Source organism: Photobacterium sp. 53610, assembly GCF_036409375.1.
Lineage (GTDB): Bacteria > Pseudomonadota > Gammaproteobacteria > Enterobacterales > Vibrionaceae > Photobacterium.
This window is the reverse complement of record NZ_JAXOFS010000019.1, coordinates 17545-40901: the sequence shown is the minus strand read 5'-3', so window position 1 is coordinate 40901 and position 23357 is coordinate 17545. Positions and strand designations below refer to the sequence as shown.

Sequence of the window (23357 nt, the reverse complement as noted above, 5' to 3'; positions counted from 1 at the left end):
AGAACTATGCGAAGGCTAGCGTTACTGTCTACATTGATTCCGGCGCTGCTTGGCACGCAAAGTGTTCAGGCTGCGTCTTGGCTGGATAACCGCTTCAGGGTTGATCCAACCGTCAAACAGGTGGCCTTCGTGGTGGAACGGGAAACCAAGAACCAGAATGTGGTTCTGGTGAGGCCTGACGGGGTGAAATATTACCCATGGCGGCATCCGGACAATGTGGCCTGGCACGAAGAGTCAGGTATGGACATTATTACCATTGAAAATCCGATGCCCGGCCCCTGGCAGGCTGTCGGCAGGGTCAGTCAGCACAATCAGGTTAAAGTTCTTTCAAACCTGAAACTGGATGTGGCCGCTTTGCCTGAGCGGCTTTATCAGAACGAAAGCTACAAATTCACAGCGCGGCTGACCCAGGATGGTGAGCTGCTGAAGGAACGTGATTTTCTTGACCGGGTCAAAATGTCGGTTAATTTCTACGAATATGTGGATCAGCCGGAAACGCTGGCTGAGGACTCGCTGCCGACGCCTCTGTCGCTGGGGGAGTTTGCGGATGACGGACTGGGGCTGGATGAAGCACCGGGTGACGGGGTCTTTACCGTAGCGCTCCCGGTTGATATTCAGCCCGGCCGATATCGGGTGAAAATCACTTCTGGCAATGGCATTTTCCTGCGCACTTACGAGCAGGAGGTTCTGGTGTATCCGCCGCCGTTGTTATCTGCGTTTATTCAGGCCAGAACCGCGGAAGAATCTCATCAGCTGGTGGTGACCTCTGATGAAGGTATGATCGTACCGGGCTCGCTGTCGGCGCATGTTGAGCAGGAAGCCCCGGATGGCAGTGTGACGGTCAGTCAGGAGCAGGCAGAGCCGGAAGCGACAAGCCTGGAAATAACAGTGCCAAATCTGCAAAAGCCCGGGAGCTATGCCTGGTCGGGCTGGTTGTATGCCACCGATACATTCCAGCAGCGTCCGCTGGTCTTTCCGTTACAGAAGAGCCATTTTGCGATTACATCCGTCCTGCAGCTGGATAAAAATCTCGAAGAGTTTAAGGCTCGTCAGGAAGAGAAAGCGCGGCTAGAGGCAGAAAAGCGCCGGCTGGAAGAACAGAGAGCGGCCAGAAGCCAGGTGTGGAAGCTGATTCTGGGCGGAAATGGTGTGATTGTACTGATTGCTGCGGTCTGGCTTCTGCTCAGAAGAAGAAGGAACAAGCCTGCTGTGTCTGAATCTGATTCAACGAAGCTGGAAATTCCGCCGGACATGAAAGTGTAAGCGGGAACATTAAAGGCTTTTGGGTCACAGTAAATAAAAAGGGAAGCATTACGCTTCCCTTTTTTGTTGATATCGTTGTTTTCATTGTGGTGTCAGCAAATTACGCTGCGTCCTCAATGTCTTTTTGCATGTCGGATACATCGGCGATTAGACGCTGGGGGTCAAAGTCATCAACGTTGATAGTACGCAGGCGGCCTGCCTCAGCGCGGCGCAGCAGTGCGGCTTCATCTTCATTAATGGCTTTCAGTTCCAGCCCGGTTTCAGCAACCAGGTCCAGTTGCATGAACGGCAGTTTCTTGCCTGCTGCCTGACAGACACGGTCATACAGGGGTTCTGCAGCCAGAATGTCTTTCAGTGCAGCTTCCATCATACCCACCGGATTGCTCTCAATCGCTTCCAGGAACTGACCACGACCCAGACGGTCACGGGTTTCACATGGCGTTTGCAGCATCATGGCCAGCTTGTGATCCAGTTTGTCGCTTGGCTGAACGCGGGACAGGCCAAGTGGCAGGATCATGACACGTAACAGACCTGCAACGATACGGCTCGGGAAGTTACGCAGGAACTGGTCGATTGCCTGCTCAGACTGATACAGCGCGTCCTGTAAACCCCAGTGAACCAGCGGCAGATCTTCCTGCTTGCAGCCATCATCGGCATAGCGCTTCAGGGTAGCTGACGCCAGATACAGTTGGCTCAGGATGTCACCCAGACGAGCGGACAGGCGCTCTCTGCGTTTGAGTGAGCCGCCCAGCACAGCCATCGACATGTCAGACAGCAGGGCCATGTTGGCACTGTAGCGGTTCAGTTGCTGGTAGTAGCGTTTGGTTGCATCTTTGCGTGGTGCAGATGAGCCGCGACCGTCGGTCAGACCCAGCCAGAAAGAACGGACCAGATTACTGATGACAAAGCCCACGTGGCCAAATAACGCACCGTCGAAGTCGGTCAGTGCCTGACGCTGATCTTCGTTGTATGCAGCGTTCATTTCAGCCAGGACGTACGGATGGCAGCGGATCGCACCCTGACCATAGATGATCATAGAACGGGTCAGAATGTTGGCACCCTCAACCGTGATAGCAATCGGCGCGCCCTGATAACCACGAGCCAGGAAGTTGTTCGGACCCAGACAGATCCCTTTACCGCCAATGATATCCATAGCATCGATGATGCCGCGCTGGCTGCGATGGGTACAGTGATACTTCACAATCGCGGAGATCACAGATGGTTTCTCACCCAGGTCAATCCCGGAGACGGTCAGCGCACTGGCTGCATCCAGAACATAGGCGTTACCCGCAATGCGAGCCAGTGGCTCTTCAATCCCTTCCATCTTGCCGATTGGCAGTTTGAACTGACGGCGGATACGAGCGTAAGCACCTGTTGCCAGGGCGGTGGTTTTCAGGCCGCCTGTGGTGTTTGACGGCAACGTAATGCCGCGGCCAACCGACAGACATTCAACCAGCATACGCCAGCCCTGACCGGCCATGTCCTGACCACCAATGATGAAGCTCAGTGGCACGAAAATCTTGTCACCTTGTGTCGGACCATTCTGGAACGGTACGTTCAGCGGGAAGTGGCGACGGCCGATTTTCACGCCTTCCAGATCGGTTGGAATTAGTGCACAGGTGATGCCCAGCTCTTCTTCGTCACCCAGCAGATGCTCAGGGTCGTACAGTTTAAAGGCCAGACCCAGCACGGTGGCGACAGGAGCAAGCGTGATATAACGCTTGTTCCAGGTCAGTTCCATTCCCAGAACTTCTTCGCCCTGCCACTGGCCTTTTTTCACAATACCAAAGTCAGGAATTGAGCCTGCGTCAGAGCCGGCTTCCGGACTGGTCAGTGCAAAACAAGGAATTTCCTTACCGGCAGCCAGACGTGGCAGGTAATGGTTTTTCTGATCTTCAGTACCATAGTGTTGCAGCAGTTCGCCCGGACCTAAAGAGTTCGGTACACCTACGGTAGAAGACAGCACCATTGAGACACTGGACAGTTTTTGCAGGACCAGTGACTGGGCATACGCTGAAAACTCCAGACCACCATATTCTTTCTTGATAATCATGGCGAAGAATTTGTTGTCTTTCAGGTATTGCCAGATCTCAGGTGGCAGGTCAGCCAGATCATGGGTGATTTCGAAGTCGTCGACCATGCGGCAGACTTCGTTGACCGGACCGTCCAGAAACGCTTTTTCTTCAGCACTCAGGCGAGGAGCCGGAATGTCATGTAGTTTGTTCCAGTCTGGCGCACCACGGAACAGATCGGCTTCCCACCAGACTGTACCGGCATCAATCGCTTCTTTTTCAGTGCACGACATTTCAGGCATCACACCTTTGAAGGCTTTGAGTGCTGGTTTACTCAGCAGTTTCTGACGAAGCGCCTGCAGGTTCAGCGGTAAGGCAATGATCAGGAAAGCCAGCCAGCTGTATTCGCCTGTGATATCCAGCAGTGTGCCGGCTGCCAGAGCGGCCGCAAAAACCAGGGTAAAGGTTCGCAGACCGGCCCGGTGATAAGCGAGCAGTCCGGTTATCCCCAGTAACCCCAGCAAGTACACGAGTGTAGCCATTCTATCTTCTCCTTAATCAGGAATATTCTCTTAGGGTATTTAATGTTTTATTGAATGAATAGGTAAGAGGTCATACCACTTGGTTTAAGTGTAAGATGAAGTTTGCCGAAATGTAAAAACTTTTTTTGTGATTTGAGGAGTAAGTTCGCATTGCGGTTTGATGAATAAGGCGACAAAAGGGATGAAAAAAAGGCGGGAAAACGGTTTCCTTACTGGCTTAGCAACTGATATTGGGCGTAAATCACTGGTTTTGCCGTACAGCGAGTCGACACTTCCTAGGGTTTGTAGGTAAACTGCCAGCCAGGGCATATCCTTGCATCATCAATCATTCACAGAGAAAAGCCTATGTACCAAGATCTCATTCGTTCCGAGCTGACTGAAGCGGCTGATGTACTGAATCGATTTATCAGCGATGAAAAGAATCTGGCAGATATTGAAGCGGCAGCCAAGCTGCTGGCCGAATCATTCAAGCAGGGTGGTAAAGTACTGTCATGCGGGAATGGAGGTTCACACTGTGATGCCATGCATTTTGCTGAAGAGCTGACTGGCCGTTATCGCGATAACCGTCCGGGCTATCCTGGGATTGCGATTTCAGATCCGAGTCATCTGTCTTGTGTCAGTAATGATTTTGGTTATGAATATGTCTTTTCACGTTATCTGGAAGCGGTCGGCGCAAAAGGCGACGTGTTGTTCGGTCTGTCGACCTCGGGGAATTCCGGCAATATTCTCAAAGCGATTGAAGCGGCTAAAGCGAAAGGCATGAAAGTGATTGCGCTGACGGGGAAAGACGGCGGCAAAATGGCCGGACTGGCCGATGTGGAAATTCGTGTGCCGCATTTCGGCTATGCTGATCGTATTCAGGAAGTACACATCAAGATCATTCACATTCTGATTATGCTGGTTGAAAAGGAAATGGCGGGTGCTGAGTAAATCAGCGTTGTACTGAGGAAGACGGTAACATGTGTGAATTGCTTGGCATGAGTGCCAACGTGCCAACGGACATTTGCTTCAGCTTTACTGGCCTGATGCAGCGGGGTGGCCGGACCGGTCCGCATGCAGACGGCTGGGGGATCACTTTCTATGAAGGAAAGGGATTTCGTACTTTCAAAGATCCGAAGCCCAGCTGTCATTCGAAGATTGCAGAGCTGGTTCAACAGTATCCGATTAAAAGCTGCGCGGTGATCAGCCATATCCGCCAAGCCAACCGGGGCGGGGTGTGTCTGGAAAATACACATCCGTTTACCCGTGAGTTGTGGGGGCGTTACTGGACTTTTGCCCATAATGGCCAGTTGTCTGGGTATGAATCGCTGGAAACCGGTCGTTATCAGCCTGTGGGGGATACCGACAGTGAAATCGCTTTTTGCTGGTTGTTGAACCAGATTGATTCACACTTTCCTCAGCCGCCGGAAGACTGGAGCCAGATATTTCAGTTGATTGCTGAGCGTTGTGACGACCTGCGAAAGCTCGGTGTATACAACATGCTGTTGAGCGACGGAGAGTTCGTCCTCACTTACTGTTCCAACAACCTTCACTGGATCACCCGAAGGGCGCCTTTCGGGAAAGCATCGCTGATTGATGAAGATGTGACGATAGATTTTCAGCAGGAAACCACACCCAATGATGTGGTGACGGTCATTGCGACCCAGCCGCTGACCAATGATGAGCGTTGGCACAAAATGGAAACCGGTGAATTCGCCGTTTTCCATTATGGGGAGCTGATCTTCAATCGGAAACTGGCCGTGCCGGAAGCGCCACCGCCATCCCCCGGCCAGAGTTAATCTGTTTTGAAACCATAAAAAAAGCGGCTGTGAAAGCCGCTTTTTTGTATCTCTTGTAACTACATCTTATGGGGCAATTATTCGTCAGCAGCGTAACCATGCTGTGCCAGACGAGCGCCATCCAGATAAGCTGCGTCATCCTGCATGACCGCCCGGCCTTCCAGGAACCACTGACAGACCAGCGGATAAATGCGGTGTTCCTGCTGCTGTACTCGGGCCATCACTTCGTCGGCAGTATCGCCCTCGAAGATTGGGACTTTGGCTTGCAGGATGACAGGTCCGCCGTCCAGTTCTTCAGTAACGAAATGGACACTGGTACCGTGCTCGGTATCACCGGCATCCAGCGCTCGCTGGTGGGTATGCAGGCCGGTATATTTCGGCAGCAGAGACGGGTGGATGTTCAGCATCCGGCCTTCATAGTGACGGACGAATTCGCTGCTCAGGATCCGCATATAACCGGCCAAAACGACCAGATCCGGCTGATATCCGTCGATGATTTCAGCCAGTGCCCGATCGAAAGTGTCACGATCAGCATAATCTTTCGCGGCCAGATGGGCTGTTGCAATGCCGGCATTACGGGCTCGTTCCAGACCATAAGCATCGGCTTTGTTCGAAACCACGGCAGCTATGCGGCCGTGTGTGATGACATCACTTTCACAGGCATCAATGATAGCCTGCAAGTTCGAGCCGCTGCCGGAAATAAGGACAACAATGTTTTTCATTGTTTAGTTGATCTCCACCTGGGCTTCACCCTCGGCAGCCTGTGCAATGGTACCCAGCAGCCAGGCGTTTTCGCCCTCAGCGTTGAGCAGTTCGACCGCTTGTGCTGCCTGAGCCTGAGGCAGAGCAATGACCAGACCAACGCCGCAGTTGAATGTGCGGTACATTTCATGGGTTTCTACGTTACCAGCCTGCTGCAGCCAGTTGAACACTGCCGGCCATTCCCAGCTTTTACCGTCGATGACCGCTTTGGTGCCTTCTGGCAGGACGCGTGGAATGTTTTCCCAGAAACCGCCGCCGGTAATGTGCGAAATTGCGTGCAGTTCGCAGCTTTCCATCAGTTTCAGAACTGATTTGACATAAATACGGGTGGGCTCCAGCAGGTGTTCTGCCAGAGATTTCCCTTCGAGGTCTTTGCTCAGATCGGCCTGAGAGACTTCGATGATTTTACGGATCAGTGAATAACCGTTGGAGTGAGGGCCGCTGGAAGCAACAGCAATCAGGGCATCACCTGCCTGAACTTTAGTGCCGTCGATAATTTCAGACTTTTCAACTACGCCCACACAGAATCCTGCGACATCGTAATCTTCGCCGTGGTACATGCCCGGCATTTCAGCAGTCTCGCCGCCAATCAGAGCACAACCGGCCTGTACGCAACCTTCACCAATTCCGCTGACAACACTGGCCGCGGTATCGACATCCAATTTGCCGGTGGCGTAGTAGTCGAGGAAAAACAGCGGTTCACCACCCTGTACAATCAGGTCATTGACACACATCGCGACCAGATCGATTCCAATGGTGTCATGTTTCTTCAGATCCATCGCCAGACGCAGCTTTGTACCGACACCGTCAGTCCCGGAGACCAGCACTGGCTCTTTGTATTTGGTCGGCAGTGAGCACAAGGCACCAAAACCACCCAGACCGCCCATCACTTCAGGACGTGTCGTGCGTTTGACCACCCCTTTGATTCGATCAACCAGGGCATTCCCTGCATCAATATCGACACCTGCATCTTTGTAACTTAGAGAAGAATGATTACCGCTCACAACAGATCCTCACCGGTTAAATCGTAAAATCCGCAGTATGATAACAGTAGTCAGGACGGAAAGGAAAACGTTTGCGTCAAATATTCCTGGTGACGGAAACCTGACCAGACAAGTCGCTATTTCCTACCTGTATGAGGATGGTCTAGTGTATAATGGATCGATTTTTTTGAAACTTTGTTGTGTAGGAGTCCAAGATGAAAGTCGTTGAGGTAAAACACCCGCTGGTGAAGCATAAAATTGGTCTGATGCGTGAAGGTGACATCAGCACCAAGCGTTTCCGCGAGCTGGCGACGGAAGTGGGTAGCCTGCTGACTTATGAAGCGACGTCTGACTTCGAAACAGAAACCATCACGATTGAAGGCTGGAACGGCCCGGTTCAGGTAGAACAGATCAAAGGGAAGAAAGTGACTGTTGTACCGATTCTGCGTGCAGGTCTGGGCATGATGGATGGTGTGCTGGAGCACATGCCAAGCGCCCGTATCAGTACGGTCGGTATCTATCGTGATGAAGAAACACTGGAGCCTGTCCCTTATTTCCATAAGCTGGCTTCCAACATTGATGAGCGTATGGCGCTGGTGGTTGACCCGATGCTGGCAACCGGTGGTTCTATGATTGCGACGATCGATCTGCTGAAAGAGCACGGTTGCAGCTCCATTAAGGTGCTGGTTCTGGTCGCTGCTCCTGAAGGTATCGCTGCACTGGAGAAAGCACATCCGGATGTTGAGCTGTACACCGCAGCAATTGACGAGAAGCTGAATGACAAGGGCTACATCGTTCCGGGTCTGGGTGATGCAGGTGACAAGATCTTCGGCACCAAATAATTCATCTGATGAATAAAAAAACCGGCATTGCGCCGGTTTTTTTGTTTCCGAAGCAAGAAAGTTTATGCGTCAGATGATTCTATTTGGGCGTTGTCGACAACCTTACTTTCACCCAGATCTTTTGGCAGGACCAGGTTCAGGACAATCGCAACGATACCGCACAGGCTGATGCCCTGCAGACTGAACTCGCCAATCCCGAAGGCCATGCCGCCAATCCCGAACACCAGCGTGACAGCAACAATGACCAGGTTACGGGATTTATGCAGGTCAACCTGATTTTTGATTAGGGTATTCAGGCCGACAGTCGCAATTGAGCCGAACAGCAGGATCATGATCCCGCCCATGACTGGGACAGGGATGGTTTGCAGTGTGGCACCCAGTTTACCGACAAAGGCCAGTATAATTGCGGTAACTGCACTCCAGGTCATGATGGCCGGATTGAAGGCTTTCGTCAGCATGACCGCACCAGTTACTTCAGAATATGTCGTATTCGGTGGCGCACCGACCAGAGAGGCCGCAATGGTTGCTACGCCGTCGCCGGCCATGGTGCGATGCAGGCCCGGTTTTTTCAGGTAGTCTTTACCGGTGACATTGGAAATCGCCAGCATGTCGCCGACGTGCTCAACGGCCGGCGCAATCGCAACCGGAATCATGAACAGCACGGCATTGATGTTGAATTCAGGCATGGTGAAGTTCGGCATGGCGAACCAGCTGGCTTCCTGTACTGGCGTGAAATCGACGACACCAAAGAACAAACTGGTTCCGTAACCAGCCAGGATGCCCGCGATGATAGGGACCAGTCTGAAAATCCCTTTTGCGAACACGCTGACCAGAATGGTGACCAGCAGAGAGATGCAGGCAATCCACAGCGCGGCATCACCGTTGACGATCTGGATTGAACCGTCACCGCTTTTTCCCAGGGCCATATTCACTGCGGCTGGCGCCAGGCCAAGACCAATCACCATGATGACCGGACCAACCACGACTGGAGGCAATAACTTATGGATGATGCCAACACCGCGAACTTTGATGATTGTGGCCATCAGCAGGTAAACCACACCGGCCATCATCAGACCACCGAGCGTTGCGGGAATACCCCAGGCTTGCACACCGTAAAGAATGGGAGCGATAAAAGCAAAAGAGGAGGCAAGGAAGATAGGAACGCTGCGTTTCGTGATGACTTGAAAAAGAAGAGTACCAATACCGGCACCAAAGAGGGCAACATTGGGGTCCAGACCGGTTAACAGCGGGACCAGAACCAGAGCGCCAAATGCTACAAACAGCATTTGTACCCCTTGTAATATCTGCATCATTGTCACAATTCTCCCTTGGTATAAAAAAATCGCGCAATGCTAGCACAAGAGCAAACGTTTCCCCAGTGTTCCGGCACATTAATTTATGATCTTGTCATTGATGGCGCAGGGCGTGTGAATTCACCCGAACAAGCTGCGATTTTCTGCTGTGTTTCAGGAGATAAAATTGCGGTTTGGCTTGAAGCGGCTGCTGGCAGACATGGCGTTTTTTGTTCAGAACGCCAACGTCTGCCCGTTTTTGGTATTTTTTTATGGCAAATAACGTTATTTGTCTGAGCCTGAGGTATAGTTAGGCCTGTCAGCGAGTCTGGCCATGGAATGGCAGGCTGCGATGGATAAAAACGAATTACGGGATGTCTGACATCCTTGGCTAACACTGAAATTCTACGAGTGATTTATGTGGCGTTTTGCTTTTTTCTTTGGAGCGCTGATGGCGTTGCCGCTTCAGGCTGCAACGGTTGAAACTTTATATCAGGCGCAGGTTTCCCTGCCGGATACAGACAGCCAGACGGCTCAGACTGCAAGAGCAACAGCTTTGCAGCAGGTGCTGGTGAAGGTCTCAGGCCAGAGCAATATTGCCGACAATGAAGTGATTCTGAAAGCACTGGAAAATAACAGCGCTTACGTCAGTCAATTGGGCCGCGGCAGCGTGAATGGCCAGCCGATGCTGGATGTCAGCTTCGACCGCGAGAAAATCCGTACACTGCTGACTCAGGCGAATGCGACCTTCTGGTCAGAACAGCGTCCGACCATTCTGGTCTGGCTGATTGAGGACAAGAGCCGTGATCGCACAATTGTGTTCGATCAGTCCGGGAATGCACTGCAAAGTCCCCTGAATCAGGCGGCTGCACTGCGGGGCTTGCCACTATTGCTGCCGATTGGAGATTTTGAAGATGTGACGGCAATCAGTGTACCGGATCTCTGGGGCGGATTTGCACAGCCAATTGCGAAGGCGAGTTCCCGTTACCAGCCTGATGCTGTGATGGTTGTTCGCGTGAAGGGCAGTGGTGAGAAAACACAGCTCAACTGGCAGCTGTTCCCGGATTCTCCGGCAGCGATGCTGGACGGGAAAGCAGAGCCGGTTGAGGGGCGTACCAGCGGCCCGGCGGCAATCCAGGAGATGATGAATACGGTGGCCGATAATCTGGCTGCGCGGTATGCCATTCAGCTGGGTGGGGCAACTGAGGGCGGATTTGCGATTGAAGTGGCAAATATCCGTCATGTCGAAGATTTCTTCCAGCTGGAATCGTTGCTGAAAGCGATGAGTTCAGTGGCTGAAGTGAACGCGACCCATCTGCAGGGCGACCGGGTTCGTTTTTCAATCCGGTTGCTGAGTAACGAGCAGGCGTTTGCCCGTGAGCTGAGTATGGAACCTCGTCTTCAGTCGCAGCCGGTGACTTCTTTGGTGCGTGAGCTGCCAGCAGAGGGTTCATCAGCCGGTGCAGCACCCGAAGGTATCATTGTTCCGACATCCCGTGAGGGTTCGGCCTCTGAGCCGCTGCCTCAGCTCGATGTGTCTGCCACCCGCAGTTCAGTAGCATCCGGAATCAGCCAGTATTACTGGAATCCCAATGCCTGAACGCAGACAGCAGTTAAATGATTGAAAAAAGAACCCCGGCCAGACAGCCGGGGTTCTTTTTTACTTAACGACAATTATTTATCGCCGTGAGCTTCGCGCTCTTCACGTTCGACCTGAGACAGTTTCTTCAGCTTGTTGCCGAGTTCCCGTCCGCGTGCCCGGGCAAACAGAATGTTGCCGAAGAAAGCAGCAATGGTCAGTCCCAGTTCGACCAGAGCCAGCCAGCGCTCACCGCCATCGACCCACAACAAAGTCAGGGCATGAAGGAAGTAAAACATCAGGATGAAGTTGGCCCAGGCGTGCGTGTAAGGTTTCCCCTCCAGAATTCCTTTCATCGGCAACAGCAAGGGCAGTATCCACATCCCGGCAACAACATAGTTGTTCAGGTGCGGGTGCGGGGAAATCACGCTTTGCCAGAGTGCAACCCATAGCAGCAGTGACAGGTTCGCGGTCAGCGCAAAGTAGCGCAGATTCTGGGTCGAGGGGCTCATTGGTTTCATGATCAAATCCTTTCGCTGCGATTTCACGCAGGACGTCACTTATTGCAACTTAAGGGCTGTCTGTGCCAGCCTTTTTCCTAATGCCTGTGCCAGAGCGGCTTCATCTTCAGTCAGACCGCCCTGCTGATTCAGGTGAGATGCCCCGTAAGGGGTACCTCCGGATTGTGTCGTATGCAGGAGCGGCTCAGAGTAGGGCAGACCCAGCACCAGCATGCCATGATGCAGCAGTGGCAGTAACATTGACTGTAACGTTGTTTCCTGCCCGCCATGCATGGAAGATGACGCTGTAAACACACAGGCTGGTTTGCCAATCAGGCTGCCGGACAGCCATTGTGCACTGGTGCTGTCGATAAAGTGCTTCAGTGGTGCAGCCATGTTGCCAAAGCACACCGGACTCCCTAAAGCCAGCCCCTGACAGGTATCGAGATCGGCCTGAGTGACAAAAGGGTCACCGTCAGAGACAGCTTCCTGCTCACCGCTTGCCCGGATATCCGGCACGGTGCGCAGGATGGCTTCACAGCCAGCGACTTGTCCGATCCCCCGGGCGATCTGGCGTGCCAGCTGCCGGGTGCTGCCGTGCCTGCTGTAGTACAGCACCAGAACAGGCAGCATTACAGAATATCCAGCACTTGTTCCGGCGGACGGCCCAGCGCGGCTTTGTCACCATTGACGACAATCGGGCGTTCAATCAGTTTCGGGTTGGCTGCCATAGCGTCCAGCAGAGCCTGCTCCGACACGGACGCATCGCCAAGGTTCAGGGACTGATAAATATCTTCTTTTGTCCGCATCATCTGACGGGCAGAGTCAAAGCCAAGTTTACGTTGCAGTTCTGCGAGTTGGGTTGCAGACGGGGTTTCTTCCAGATACTTGATGATTTCCGGTTCAATCCCTTTACTTTCCAGCAGGTTCAGCGTTTCACGGCTCTTGGAGCAGCGTGGATTGTGATAAATCGTGATAGACATAGTTTCTCCTGAGAGCATCAGAATGGTCATGCCCGCCGGATTCGGCGGGCTAAATGACTGATATTGTAGTGGACTGTCCGGCAACAGGAAAAGAGAATCCCCTGAGTCTGTTAGCCGGATCTGCTTTGTGAGGGTCGGACGGGGCTACAAATCGGCAAATCGGGCCCGCGCCAGGCGTAACTGGTCGATACGGGCATCGTATCGGGCCTGATCCAGTGAGCCGACTTCCACGATCTGGCTGGCCTGAATGTAGTTCTGGATTGCTTTTTCCCAGTCGCCGCGGAGGGCCATCACTTCGGCCCGCGCAGCCAGCTCACCATCCCGGCGGCCGGTTCCGGCATAGGCTTCGGCCAGCATGTTCCAGCCGTTGATATCATCAGGGTTGTCGTAGGTAAATCGGCTGAGTAATGTCAGACAATCTTTTGCCCGCCCGGCTTTCAGAAGCGTATGCGCCAGATTCAGCCTCAGCACTGCATTGGCTGGGTTGGATTTCAGTGCCTGTTGCAGTCGGTTGATGGCATTGTCGTAGCGTTTCAGGAACAGATCCAGGTCGGTTGCTGAATCGATGAAGAAACGGTTGCCGGGTTCTGCTTTGAGCAAAGGCATCAGCAATGCTTCTGCTTCTTTGTATTTGCCGCTGTCCATCAGTACCAGCGCTTTTCCGTAGTCGACGGCCATTTTTTCGGCCCCATGGGCTTTTTTGTTTTTGCGTTCAAACCAGTCCAGCGCATTCCGGCTGTCGAGGTTGGCATAGCGTGCAATCACTCTGGCCTGTGCCAGCAGATAGTTTTCGGAAATCTGAACCCGGTGCGGCGGATATTGCGCAGCACGGTTGCGGGTATCTGCGATACGGGATTCCGGCAGCGGGTGAGTCAGCAGCATGGCAGGCGGGGTGCTGGCATAGCGGTACTGATCGGCCAGACGACCAAAAAAGGTTGGCATAGCCTGAACGTCGAAACCCGATTTTGCCAGAGTCGCGATACCAATCCGGTCAGCTTCCATTTCATTGCTGCGGGTATAGTTGATCTGCCCCTGCACCGAAGCCGCTGTGGTGGCCTGGATGGCTGCAATACCGGCCTCCGGTGAGGCAATGGCTAACATCAGGGAGCCAATCAGTGCGGCCATCGTCGCCGGTGATTTCTTCGCCTGATCTTCCATGCTCCGTGCCAGATGGCGCTGGGTGATGTGAGCGATTTCGTGTGCCATGACTGAGGCCAGTTCACTCTCACTCTGGGCATGAAGGAAAAGACCGGAGTGCAGCGCGACGTGACCGCCAAAAAAAGCAAAGGCGTTCACTTCGCGATTCTGGATCAGGAAAAACTCAAAGGGGGTGCGTACATCCTGTGCATTGGCAACCAGCTTATGCCCCAGATCCTGCACGTATTCAGAGAGCAGCGGGTCATTGATAATCGGCTTGCTGGCCCGCAGCATGCGCATGTAGGCATCGCCGTATTCCAGCTCTTTTTCGATGGTCAGTGTTGAGGCCGCAGTGGTTCCGATCTCAGGAAGATCTTCCGGAGACGCTTCTGCCTGAGTTATTGTCGGGGCTGAACTCAGCAGTGCACAGAGCAGCAGGCAAACTGGCTTTTTGGTCAATCGAAGCATAGAAATGATGGTCGCCTTCATTACAGGTTGTTGTTATTTCGATTACGAAGCCGATAGCAGTCAAATAATCGATGTATTAACTGATATGACAACAAAATATCCAGGCTGTTTCTTTCTTGTCGCCATCATGTTATTTACAATAACCTGTTGGATAATAACCGCCAGTGCACAAGAATGGAAATACCCAAGCTGGATTTAACTGATGCCCGCTGTCCGCTGGCGTTACTGATTGCGAAACGGGCCTGCCATGGACTGGGTGTCGGATACTCCCTGGACATTCATGTTTGTGACACGGGCGCCCGGCAGGATATACCCCGCTATCTGCGGCATCAGGGCTTTGACGTCCGGGTGCAGTCAGATGACCCACAATTACTTGTGATTACCGTTACTAAAAGGTTGTGACGCTTTTATGCTGGAAATGATAAGTCGCTGGTATCAGCGCAGGTTTTCTGACCCTCACGCGGTCAGTCTGGTGGCGATTCTCTTGGTGGGCTTCATCACCATTTATTTTTTCGGCAACCTGATCGCGCCTTTGCTGGTCGCTATCGTACTGGCTTATTTACTTGAGTGGCCGGTCATGTATCTGACCCGGCTCCGGGTTCCCCGTACCTTAGCGGTTACGCTGGTCCTGTTGCTGTTTACTAGTCTGATGGTAATGGCGGTCTTTGGCCTGATCCCGATGATCTGGCATCAGATCAGCAATCTGCTTTCAGATGTTCCCAGCATGTTTAATGATCTGCAGCGTTATGTCTCCAGCCTGCCAGAACGATATCCTGAACTGGTTCAGCCGGAGCAGATCACCACAGTGATGAACAGTATGCGAACCAAAGTGCTGGGGATGGGGGAAACCGCTCTGAAAGGTTCGGTGGCCTCGCTGCTGAGCCTGGCGACGCTGGCAGTCTATTTGATTCTGGTGCCGCTGCTGGTCTTCTTCCTGCTGAAAGATAAAGATGAAATGCTCAGTACACTAGGCCGGCTGTTACCGAGAAACCGTCGTCTCGCCAGTAAAGTCGGCGAGGAGATGAACGAGCAAATCTCAAACTATATTCGCGGTAAAGTCACGGAAATCATTATCGTCGGTGTTGCCAGCTATATTACGTTTGCTCTGCTTGACCTGCGTTACTCTCTGCTGCTGGCGGTATTGGTGGGGCTTTCCGTTCTGATCCCTTATATCGGTGCTGCGGCCGTGACGGTGCCTGTTGCCATGGTTGGTTTGTTTCAGTGGGGGCTGACACCGGATTTCTGGTGGCTGCTGGTGGCGTACGGCATTATTCAGGCACTGGACGGGAATGTCCTGGTTCCGGTGCTGTTTTCAGAAGCGGTGAACCTCCATCCGGTCGCGATTATTGTATCGGTACTGGTTTTTGGTGGCTTATGGGGTTTCTGGGGTGTCTTTTTCGCGATCCCATTGGCTACACTGGTAAAAGCGGTCTGGCATGCTCTGCCAGCCACTGACCATGCTGAAGATACGCCATAACTGACGATTAAATCACGGGAGGGGAGCATGCCGATACCGTTCAGAGTATTGATGTTCACCTCCCTGGCCATGCTTGCTTTTGCGGCCAACTCTCTTCTCAACAGAATTGCTCTGTCTGAAACTGACATCGATCCCGCGAGTTTTACCCTGATCCGGTTAGCATCGGGTGCGGTTTTGCTGTGGTTGCTTCATGCGCTGAAAACACCGGCACATACACTCAGCGCCAGACCGGCAGGCAGCTGGATCTCTGCTTTTTCTCTGTTTATCTACGCAGCCGGTTTCTCTTTTGCCTATCTGAGCCTGACGGCGGCAACCGGTGCATTGCTGTTATTTGCCGCAGTTCAGATCACCATGATGGCCGTCGCGTTATGGCGCGGAGAAAGAATGACAATCTGGCAATTGGCGGGCTTTGTGCTGGCACTGGCTGGTCTGGTCGTCCTTTTGCTCCCCGGCGTATCTGCGCCTTCCTGGCAGGGGGCAATCCTCATGCTGACGGCCGGAGGCGCATGGGGAATCTATACCCTCAGAGGAAAAGGGGCGAAAGACCCCCTGCAAATTACGGCTGGAAATTTTCTGCGGGCGGTGCCGATGGCTGTAGTTTGTTGTCTGATTGCCGGGGGGACGCATCTTGATCGGCTTGGCGTGATATATGCCATCCTGTCTGGTGGAATTGCATCCGGTGTCGGATATGCCGTCTGGTACAGTGTTCTGCCTCTGCTGACAGCAATGAGTGCGGCAACCGTTCAGCTCAGTGTGCCTGTGCTGGCTGCAATGGGCGGGGTTATTTTTCTGTCGGAGTCAGTGAGCGCCCGGCTGTTGATTGCCTCAGCAGCAATATTAGGCGGTATTGCGGTGGTGTTGTGGTTTAAGCCTGTCCCGCAACCCGAACAAAACCGGGGCAGGCAATGAAAAAGACCGCATCATGCGGCCTTGTGACAGACAGAAATCAAATGGAATTGTTTTCTTTCAGGTAGTTCAGCACGACTTCGTGGTGATCTTTGGTCTTAAACTTATTGAAGACATGTTCAATCACACCGTCTTCGTTGATCAGGAAGCTGATGCGATGGAGGCCATCGTAGATTTTCCCCATGAATTTCTTCTCGCCCCAGACACCGAATTGCTCAGCAACAGCATGGTCTTCGTCTGACAGCAGGGTAAAATTCAGCTTGTCGCGCTCGATAAATTTCGGCAGACGTTTCACCGGATCAATGCTGATTCCCAGAACCACCACATTATGCGCATCAAGCTCGGTTTTGCTGTCGCGTAATCCGCAAGCCTGGACGGTGCAGCCCGGTGTCATGGCTTTGGGATAGAAATAAGCGAGAACCTTTTTCCCTTTGAAATCGTTCAGGCTGACAGGTGCACCATTCTGATCCAGAAGCGTGAATTCAGGTGCGGGAGTTCCTGCAGTCAGGGTTTGCATGTGTTGTTCCTTATTTTTCTTTCGGATTATGGCCGGTAAATGTCACTGTGCCCGTGACTTGTACGGTCTGGCACAAATCTTCAAATTCTTCCTGTAAAGACATCAGGTTGCAACCTTCCGGCAGGTTGGTACTCAGTTGCAGGGTCAGCTGGTCTTCCCCGCTGTTGTCATCTTCTTCCTGAGAATGGGCACTGAGCGCCGAGATGTCTATCTGGCGTGTGGCACAGAAATGGGTGAACTTCTCAATGAGTCCCGGGGCATCGTTTCCCTCGACATGGAATTCAGCCGTATAAGGGTAAAAACGGTGTTCGTGCCGGGTTGTCCGCTTCATCATGGTCAGCAAATCGAGTTGCTGGGCCCGCATTGGGAGCGTTGCCTCGACCCGCGAAATAGACGCGGCCGTACCCGACAAAAGCAGGATAAAAGTGAATTCGCTGCCGAAAATCGCCAGCCTGCTGTCTTCAATATTGCAACCGCTCAGGGAGATATGCCGGGTGATTTCATCGGTAATGCCCGGCCGGTCAGTGCCAATCGCGGTAATAACGAGGTAGTGTTCCATACAGTTTCACATTGATGACATTCATGCTTGCATGGTAGCACAGCAAACTTATCTCCTGCCATGAAGTTACAGGGACAAATGATGATATGGTGAGGAAAGATATATTTTGTTGCGTAATGCGCTGCAACTGGCGTAACTCACTGGTTTAATCGACTTTTGACAGGGGATCACAGGCTGGGCAATGAAGGATACATTCTGGCCATCTATGACAGCTATTTTACATTCTGCTCGCTTGTGTTTACTGTCACTGAAAAGTACCATGAGAAATCAATAAAAAAGGGAGATCGACATGTTTACTGGTAGCATGGTAGCGCTAGTTACGCCCTTGGATGAAGTCGGTGAAGTAGATTACGCCAGCCTGAAATCCTTGGTTGAATATCATATTGCAGCAGGCACAGATGCTCTGGTTGCTGTAGGAACCACAGGCGAGTCCGCCACGCTGACTGTGGAAGAGCACGTGAAAGTGGTGCTGAAGACAGTCGATTTTGCTCAGGGCCGTATCCCTGTCATTGCCGGTACAGGCGCCAATGCCACCCATGAAGCCATCACTTTCAGTAAACTTTTCTCCGGTACGGGTGTTGCCGCTTGCCTGACAGTGACTCCTTACTATAACAAACCGACGCAGGAAGGCTTGTATCAGCACTTCAAGGCGATTTCTGAAGCCACAGACCTGCCGCAAATTCTGTACAACGTACCGGGTCGTACTTCTGTCGATATGCTGCCGGAAACTGTGGCACGCCTGTCTAAGCTGGATAACATCATCGGAATTAAAGATGCGACCGGCGATTTGTCCCGTGTAGCAAAAACTCGGGAACTTTGCGGCGAAGATTTCCTCCAATTCAGCGGTGATGATGCAACAGGTCTGGAATTTGTTGCGCTTGGCGGACATGGCGTCATTTCAGTGACGGCAAATATTGCTGCTCAGGATATGGCAACGATGTTCCGACTGGCACTGAATGGCGAGATTGAAGCTGCGAAAGCCATTGACGCGAAATTAATGCCATTGCACAAGAACCTGTTTGTTGAGTCCAATCCCATTCCGGTGAAATGGGCAGCACACAAAATGGGGCTGATCCAGCACGGTACATTACGTCTGCCGTTGACGCCGCTGAGCAAAGAGGCTGAACCTGTTGTGTTGCAAGCGTTGAAAGATGCGAAACTGCTGCCTTCACTGGCCACCGCATAGGAACGTAAGAGCTCTACATGAATGTGAATTACAGGCTGGCAGTTACGGCTGTCATGGTCGCTACACTGGCTGGCTGTTCGGGTGGTGCTGAGCGCCGCCGTCAGGCAAATCAGGACTTTAATTATCTGGAAACTGCACCGCTCAGCAGCTGGAACAGCCCGAGCAGCGGTGCGGCGACGGTGTCTGGCGAGTATGCCATTCCGGCTGCCGGCTATTCTGGCGCCATTGGTAAAGCGGTCGATATTCGTCCACCGCAACAGGTACTCGCGCTCATTCCGGGCGCCAGAACTGTCCATAATTCCGATGGTACGGTGAGCCTGCAACTGGTTAAAGCTGAAGAATTGAATGAACTCTGGACCCTGACCAAACGTCTCGGGAAAGAGCGGAATATTCCATTTGATGTTGATACCGCGCAGACCCTGGAAACCAGTTGGGTTCAGTGGAACAACGAGGATGAAGACACTGAAATCAGCAGCCGATACCGGATTACCCGTTCCAGCGAGAATGGCCAGAACCTGTATACCATTAAACTGCTGGACTGGCGTGAAGCGGGTGTCGACAAGACGGTGAGTCTCGGGAATCAGGAACGTTACAGTATTCTGATGACGAATCTGGTCATGGCGAAATACGACGCATATGAGCGTGAAAAAGCCCGTGTGCGGGCGCAGGAACTGGTCAAGCAGATCCCAATCAGTATGGGTCGTGATCGCAGCGGTTTGCCTGTGATTATTGCGCGTGCGCCTTACAATGTTTTCTGGGAACGCTTGCCAAGCCTCCTGCAGGCGCTGGGTTTCACCGTTGATGGCAGAAACCGTTCTCAGGGTACAGTTGATGTTTCTTTCCGTTCACCGGGTGATGATTTCTGGACCGAACTCGGTATTCAGCCGCTTCAGCTGTCGAATCGTGATTATGATTTGCAGCTGGGTGATCTGGGGAACCGGACCTCAATTACCGTCACAGATGAAGATGGTAAGCCGATCACTGAGGAAGCGCTGGAAAGTTTAGCGCCGGTACTGGCAGCTGTGATTGATAAAGAGAATCAGCGCTGACAGAGCAGGAAACAGTACAGTTACAGAACTGAGTTCAAAAATAAAAACGCTTCGGTATGTCACAGACTCCGAAGCGTTTTTTATGGGATCCAACTGGGGACGAAGCACGGGAATCAGAGGCGTCATGTCACCATACGATTCCCGACTTGTGTGATTATTTCACTTCTTCGCCTTTTGCCTGCAGGTCGGCATGGTAAGACGAGCGGACAAATGGACCACAGGCCGCATGGGTAAAGCCCAGCTCCAGTGCGATTTCTTTGAGCTCATCAAACTCTGATGGCGGCACATAACGTTCAACAGGCAAGTGGTGGCGGCTTGGTGCAAGGTACTGACCTAAGGTCAGCATCGTTACGCCGTGTGCACGCAGATCCTTGAGGACTTCAATGATTTCTTCTTTGGTTTCACCCAGACCCATCATCAGGCCGGATTTTGTCGGAACGTTCGGATGCATTTCACCGAATTTCTTCAGCAGATCCAGCGACCACTGGTAGTTCGCACCCGGACGGGCCTTGCGGTATAAGCGTGGCGCAGTTTCCAGGTTATGGTTGAAGACATCCGGCGGATTATCACGCAGGATTTCCAGCGCACGATCCATCCGGCCACGGAAATCAGGGACCAGGGTTTCGATCTTGATTTCAGGGCTCTTCACGCGAATTTCACGGATACAGTCAGCAAAGTGCTGTGCACCGCCGTCACGCAGATCATCGCGGTCAACGGATGTGACAACCACGTAGCGCAGCTTCATATCAGCGATGGTCTGAGCCAAATGAACCGGCTCTTCGGCACTTGGCGGCAGCGGACGGCCATGGGCAACGTCACAGAACGGGCATCGACGGGTACAGATGGCACCCAGAATCATGAAGGTGGCCGTACCGTGACTAAAGCACTCTGCCAGGTTCGGACAGGATGCCTCTTCACAGACCGAGTGCAGGTTGTTCTTACGCATCGCGTCCTTGATGTCCCGGATACGTTGGGTATCCGCCGGCAGTTTGATTTTCATCCACTCCGGTTTACGCAGCATTTCACGGGGTTTTTCTTCCGCTTCCATGTTACGTACAGGGATCAGGGCCATTTTGTCGGCGTCACGATATTTGACACCTGGTTCTATTACGATCGGTTTGCTCATGATTAATTGCTTTCCGTTATCCACTCTATGCTCTGGTAATCGAGCAAATTCACTAACTCATCGACAAGTATAGGTTGCACATCAGCCAGTTCTGTAGGGCCATTGAACATAGCCAGCTGAGTCATTTCCATACCCGCATAGCCACAGGGATTGATACGCATGAAAGGCGATAAATCCATGTTGACGTTGAGGGCCAGGCCATGAAAAGAACAGCCGCGACGGATACGTAGACCGAGTGAGCAGATTTTTTTGCCGTCGACATAGACACCAGGGGCGTCCGGACGGGCATTAGAGGTTACCCCGAAACGGGATAGCGTGTTGATTACTGTGTTTTCAATGTGCGTGACCAGCTCACGGACGCCCAGTTTGAGGCGGCGCAGATCGAGCAGAAGATACATCATTTGCTGCCCCGGGCCATGATAGGTCACTTGTCCACCGCGATCACTCTGAAAAATAGGGATATCACCAGGATTCAGCACGTGCTCGGCTTTGCCGGCCTGGCCCTGAGTAAAAACGGGAAGGTGCTCAACCAGCCAGATCTCATCGACGGTGTCGTCATCGCGATCGGCGGTAAAATCATGCATGGCCTCATAAGTGACAGAATAGTCTTTCAGGCCCAGGTTGCGGACAATGAGATTTCTTTGCACATTCACACCCATGTTGTCTGTCGGGATCTGCTGCGATTCAGAAGATACCAATAATGGTGCATTATAAAACTTGGCGGCTGAAATTTCAGCCGCCAATTGCTCGGTAGGACCAGGTCTCAGAGGACGACACGGACAATCTCGATCTCGCCCAGTTCCTTATAAAGCGTTTCAACCTGCTCAATGTGAGTCGCTGTGATTGTAATTGAAACGGCACTGTAAGTGCCTTTGCCGCTTGGTTTCACCAACGGCGTGTAGTCACCCGGCGCATGGCGTTGAATCACTTCTACCACCAGGTCCGGCAGTTCAGGCTTATTAAAGCCCATTACCTTGTAGGTAAACTGACAAGGGAACTCGAGTAAATCTTTAAGTTTTGGCTGTTCTTGCTGTTGCATGCTGAACTCCCGGAAATGTATGCGGTGTATCACAATTAAGGGCAGCATATTAATGGCTCGCCGTCCATAACACAAGTCATGCAAAGGGAACGGAACAGTACAAACGATGCCATCATCGGGTTAAAAAGAAAAAGGACAGCGAGGCTGTCCTTTTTCATGCGGAAGCGATTAGCTCAGCCAGCCCTTAAACAACAAGACGATATAATCAATCAGACGGCTGAAAATGCCTCCCTGATTGACATCGTTCAGGGCCAGCAGCGGGTATTCAGCAACATCGTCATCGCCCAGGCGGTAGTACAGTTTACCGACAACATCGCCTTTGTGGATTGGCGCTTTCAACTCTTTTTCCAGCACAAAGTTGGCTTTCAGATCTTTGACCGAACCACGCGGCAGCGTGACGAAAGTATCCTGACTGACACCCAGTGAGACTTCATCCGTGTCACCCATCCAGACTTTTTCAGTCACGAAGGTCTCGTTGGCTTTATGCGGAGAAACGGTTTCGAAAAAGCGGAAACCGTAGTTCAGCAGCTTTTTACTTTCAGCTTTACGGGCGTTGGCATTTTTGGTGCCCATCACAACAGCGATCAGACGCATCTGACCTTCGGTTGCGGTACTGACCAGGCTGTATCCGGCGTTATCCGTATGGCCGGTTTTCAGACCGTCCACATTGAGGCTCTTGTCCCACAGCAGGCTGTTTCGGTTGAACTGCTCAATGCCGTTATAGCGGAAAGATTTTTCCTTATAGATTGCGAACTCGTCCGGCACGTCACGGATCAGGCCCTGTGCCAGCAGCGCCATGTCATAAGGGGTGGTGAACAGATTGGCATTATCCAGGCCGTGTACGTTGGCAAAATGGGTGGAATCCATCCCCAGTGTTTTTGCCCAGCCGTTCATCAAATCGACAAAAGAGTCTTCAGAGCCGGCGACATGTTCGGCCATGGCAACACAAGCATCATTGCCTGACTGAATGATGATACCGCGGTTGAGGTCAGACACTTTGACTTCACTGCCAACCTCAATAAACATTTTGGATGAGCCAGGGAAGTTTTTCGCCCAGGCATTTTTACTGACCACAACAGTATCATCCATAGAGATGTTACCGCGTTTGATTTCCTGACCGATGACATAACTGGTCATCATTTTGGTCAGGCTCGCAGGCGGCAGCTTCTGGTATTCATTTTGTCCGGCCAGAATTTTGCCTGAATGGTAATCCATCAGGACATAACCTTTAGCGGCTATCTGCGGGGCTTCTGGAACAACGGCTGGTGCCGCTGTCGCGGAAAGGCTTGTCATCAAAACGGCAGAGGCTGTGACAGAGCGAAAAAATGCAGCAGATTTATTCATGATAGTTGTTACT

The 23357-nt window shown here is 52.3% G+C and carries 25 protein-coding genes; 11 read left to right on the top strand and 14 right to left on the bottom strand.

Going from position 1 to position 23357, the window contains the following annotated elements; translation table 11 throughout:
- Window positions 1-6 precede the first annotated feature (6 nt).
- Entirely contained in the window at window positions 7-1263 is a 1257-nt protein-coding gene (locus SPK40_RS22115; RefSeq protein WP_330961931.1) for a TIGR03503 family protein, read from the top strand.
- A 100-nt stretch (window positions 1264-1363) separates the two neighbouring features.
- Here SPK40_RS22115 and fadE read toward each other — a convergent pair whose 3' ends face one another.
- A complete protein-coding gene (gene fadE / locus SPK40_RS22110; RefSeq protein WP_330961930.1) occupies window positions 1364-3817 on the bottom strand; it encodes an acyl-CoA dehydrogenase FadE in 2454 nt (817 codons plus the stop codon).
- Between the two features lie 345 nt (window positions 3818-4162).
- Between fadE and lpcA the strand changes: the two genes are divergently transcribed.
- Together lpcA and SPK40_RS22100 are read left to right on the top strand one after the other, a co-directional pair.
- Complete coding sequence (gene lpcA, locus SPK40_RS22105) at window positions 4163-4747, top strand: D-sedoheptulose 7-phosphate isomerase (protein ID WP_248143396.1); 585 nt, start codon at window positions 4163-4165, stop codon at window positions 4745-4747.
- Window positions 4748-4776: 29 nt separating this feature from the next.
- The gene (locus SPK40_RS22100) at window positions 4777-5595 is read left to right on the top strand and encodes a class II glutamine amidotransferase (protein ID WP_330961929.1); all 819 of its coding nucleotides are present in this window, start codon (window positions 4777-4779) and stop codon (window positions 5593-5595) included.
- Window positions 5596-5672: 77 nt separating this feature from the next.
- Here the strand turns inward: SPK40_RS22100 and purN are convergent, their stop codons facing one another.
- Window positions 5673-6317: a phosphoribosylglycinamide formyltransferase gene (gene purN, locus SPK40_RS22095; RefSeq protein ID WP_248143399.1), complete on the bottom strand. Its 645-nt coding sequence runs from the start codon at window positions 6315-6317 to the stop codon at window positions 5673-5675.
- Between the two features lie 3 nt (window positions 6318-6320).
- Window positions 6321-7361 carry a phosphoribosylformylglycinamidine cyclo-ligase gene (gene purM / locus SPK40_RS22090; protein ID WP_330961928.1) on the bottom strand — a complete coding sequence of 347 codons (1041 nt, stop codon included), beginning with the start codon at window positions 7359-7361 and terminating at the stop codon, window positions 6321-6323.
- Window positions 7362-7555: 194 nt separating this feature from the next.
- Here purM and upp point away from each other — a divergent pair, with 194 nt between their 5' ends.
- Window positions 7556-8182 (top strand): uracil phosphoribosyltransferase, encoded by a 627-nt coding sequence (upp, locus tag SPK40_RS22085; RefSeq protein WP_036753143.1) that lies wholly within the window; start codon window positions 7556-7558, stop codon window positions 8180-8182.
- Window positions 8183-8244: 62 nt separating this feature from the next.
- Here upp and SPK40_RS22080 read toward each other — a convergent pair whose 3' ends face one another.
- A complete protein-coding gene (locus tag SPK40_RS22080; protein ID WP_330961927.1) occupies window positions 8245-9495 on the bottom strand; it encodes a uracil-xanthine permease family protein in 1251 nt (416 codons plus the stop codon).
- Between the two features lie 36 nt (window positions 9496-9531).
- Between SPK40_RS22080 and SPK40_RS22075 the strand changes: the two genes are divergently transcribed.
- Window positions 9532-9771 carry a hypothetical protein gene (locus SPK40_RS22075; protein ID WP_330961926.1) on the top strand — a complete coding sequence of 80 codons (240 nt, stop codon included), beginning with the start codon at window positions 9532-9534 and terminating at the stop codon, window positions 9769-9771.
- A 121-nt stretch (window positions 9772-9892) separates the two neighbouring features.
- Window positions 9893-11074: a DUF2066 domain-containing protein gene (locus SPK40_RS22070; RefSeq protein WP_330961925.1), complete on the top strand. Its 1182-nt coding sequence runs from the start codon at window positions 9893-9895 to the stop codon at window positions 11072-11074.
- Window positions 11075-11148: 74 nt separating this feature from the next.
- Here the strand turns inward: SPK40_RS22070 and SPK40_RS22065 are convergent, their stop codons facing one another.
- From SPK40_RS22065 to SPK40_RS22050, 4 genes are all read right to left on the bottom strand, one after another.
- Window positions 11149-11574: a DUF2069 domain-containing protein gene (locus SPK40_RS22065; RefSeq protein WP_248143408.1), complete on the bottom strand. Its 426-nt coding sequence runs from the start codon at window positions 11572-11574 to the stop codon at window positions 11149-11151.
- Window positions 11575-11613: 39 nt separating this feature from the next.
- Window positions 11614-12186: an NAD(P)H:quinone oxidoreductase gene (gene wrbA, locus SPK40_RS22060; protein WP_330961924.1), complete on the bottom strand. Its 573-nt coding sequence runs from the start codon at window positions 12184-12186 to the stop codon at window positions 11614-11616.
- Complete coding sequence (arsC, locus tag SPK40_RS22055; protein WP_330961923.1) at window positions 12186-12536, bottom strand: arsenate reductase (glutaredoxin); 351 nt, start codon at window positions 12534-12536, stop codon at window positions 12186-12188. The genes wrbA and arsC overlap by 1 nt, the downstream gene beginning before the upstream one ends.
- 144 nt (window positions 12537-12680) lie before the next feature.
- Window positions 12681-14141, bottom strand: a complete 1461-nt coding sequence (locus tag SPK40_RS22050; protein ID WP_330961922.1) for a beta-barrel assembly-enhancing protease — start codon at window positions 14139-14141, stop codon at window positions 12681-12683.
- Window positions 14142-14315: 174 nt separating this feature from the next.
- Between SPK40_RS22050 and SPK40_RS22045 the strand changes: the two genes are divergently transcribed.
- Genes SPK40_RS22045 through SPK40_RS22035 form a run of 3 tightly spaced genes read left to right on the top strand, consistent with a single transcriptional unit; the run spans window position 14316 to window position 16527 of the window.
- Window positions 14316-14543 (top strand): sulfurtransferase TusA family protein, encoded by a 228-nt coding sequence (locus tag SPK40_RS22045; protein WP_330961921.1) that lies wholly within the window; start codon window positions 14316-14318, stop codon window positions 14541-14543.
- A 7-nt stretch (window positions 14544-14550) separates the two neighbouring features.
- Window positions 14551-15618, top strand: a complete 1068-nt coding sequence (locus SPK40_RS22040) for an AI-2E family transporter (protein ID WP_248143417.1) — start codon at window positions 14551-14553, stop codon at window positions 15616-15618.
- Between the two features lie 27 nt (window positions 15619-15645).
- On the top strand, window positions 15646-16527 hold the full coding sequence (locus SPK40_RS22035; RefSeq protein WP_330961920.1) for a DMT family transporter: 882 nt from the start codon (window positions 15646-15648) through the stop codon (window positions 16525-16527).
- 37 nt (window positions 16528-16564) lie between these two features.
- On the opposite strand, the gene bcp is transcribed toward SPK40_RS22035, so the two are convergent.
- Window positions 16565-17041 (bottom strand): thioredoxin-dependent thiol peroxidase, encoded by a 477-nt coding sequence (gene bcp, locus SPK40_RS22030; protein ID WP_330961919.1) that lies wholly within the window; start codon window positions 17039-17041, stop codon window positions 16565-16567.
- A 10-nt stretch (window positions 17042-17051) separates the two neighbouring features.
- Complete coding sequence (locus tag SPK40_RS22025; RefSeq protein ID WP_248143423.1) at window positions 17052-17600, bottom strand: glycine cleavage system protein R; 549 nt, start codon at window positions 17598-17600, stop codon at window positions 17052-17054.
- A 289-nt stretch (window positions 17601-17889) separates the two neighbouring features.
- Between SPK40_RS22025 and dapA the strand changes: the two genes are divergently transcribed.
- Together dapA and bamC are read left to right on the top strand one after the other, a co-directional pair.
- Window positions 17890-18786, top strand: coding sequence for a 4-hydroxy-tetrahydrodipicolinate synthase (gene dapA, locus SPK40_RS22020; RefSeq protein ID WP_330961918.1), 897 nt, complete (start codon window positions 17890-17892; stop codon window positions 18784-18786).
- Between the two features lie 17 nt (window positions 18787-18803).
- Window positions 18804-19835, top strand: a complete 1032-nt coding sequence (bamC, locus tag SPK40_RS22015; protein WP_330961917.1) for an outer membrane protein assembly factor BamC — start codon at window positions 18804-18806, stop codon at window positions 19833-19835.
- Window positions 19836-19989: 154 nt separating this feature from the next.
- On the opposite strand, the gene lipA is transcribed toward bamC, so the two are convergent.
- The 4 genes from lipA to SPK40_RS21995 form a co-directional block, all read right to left on the bottom strand.
- Window positions 19990-20961 carry a lipoyl synthase gene (lipA, locus tag SPK40_RS22010; protein ID WP_248143427.1) on the bottom strand — a complete coding sequence of 324 codons (972 nt, stop codon included), beginning with the start codon at window positions 20959-20961 and terminating at the stop codon, window positions 19990-19992.
- A gap of 2 nt (window positions 20962-20963) precedes the next feature.
- Window positions 20964-21608 carry a lipoyl(octanoyl) transferase LipB gene (gene lipB / locus SPK40_RS22005; protein ID WP_248143832.1) on the bottom strand — a complete coding sequence of 215 codons (645 nt, stop codon included), beginning with the start codon at window positions 21606-21608 and terminating at the stop codon, window positions 20964-20966.
- A 116-nt stretch (window positions 21609-21724) separates the two neighbouring features.
- On the bottom strand, window positions 21725-22000 hold the full coding sequence (ybeD, locus tag SPK40_RS22000; RefSeq protein WP_248143428.1) for a DUF493 family protein YbeD: 276 nt from the start codon (window positions 21998-22000) through the stop codon (window positions 21725-21727).
- A gap of 168 nt (window positions 22001-22168) precedes the next feature.
- Window positions 22169-23344 carry a serine hydrolase gene (locus SPK40_RS21995; RefSeq protein WP_248143429.1) on the bottom strand — a complete coding sequence of 392 codons (1176 nt, stop codon included), beginning with the start codon at window positions 23342-23344 and terminating at the stop codon, window positions 22169-22171.
- Between the last annotated feature and the right edge of the window lie 13 nt (window positions 23345-23357).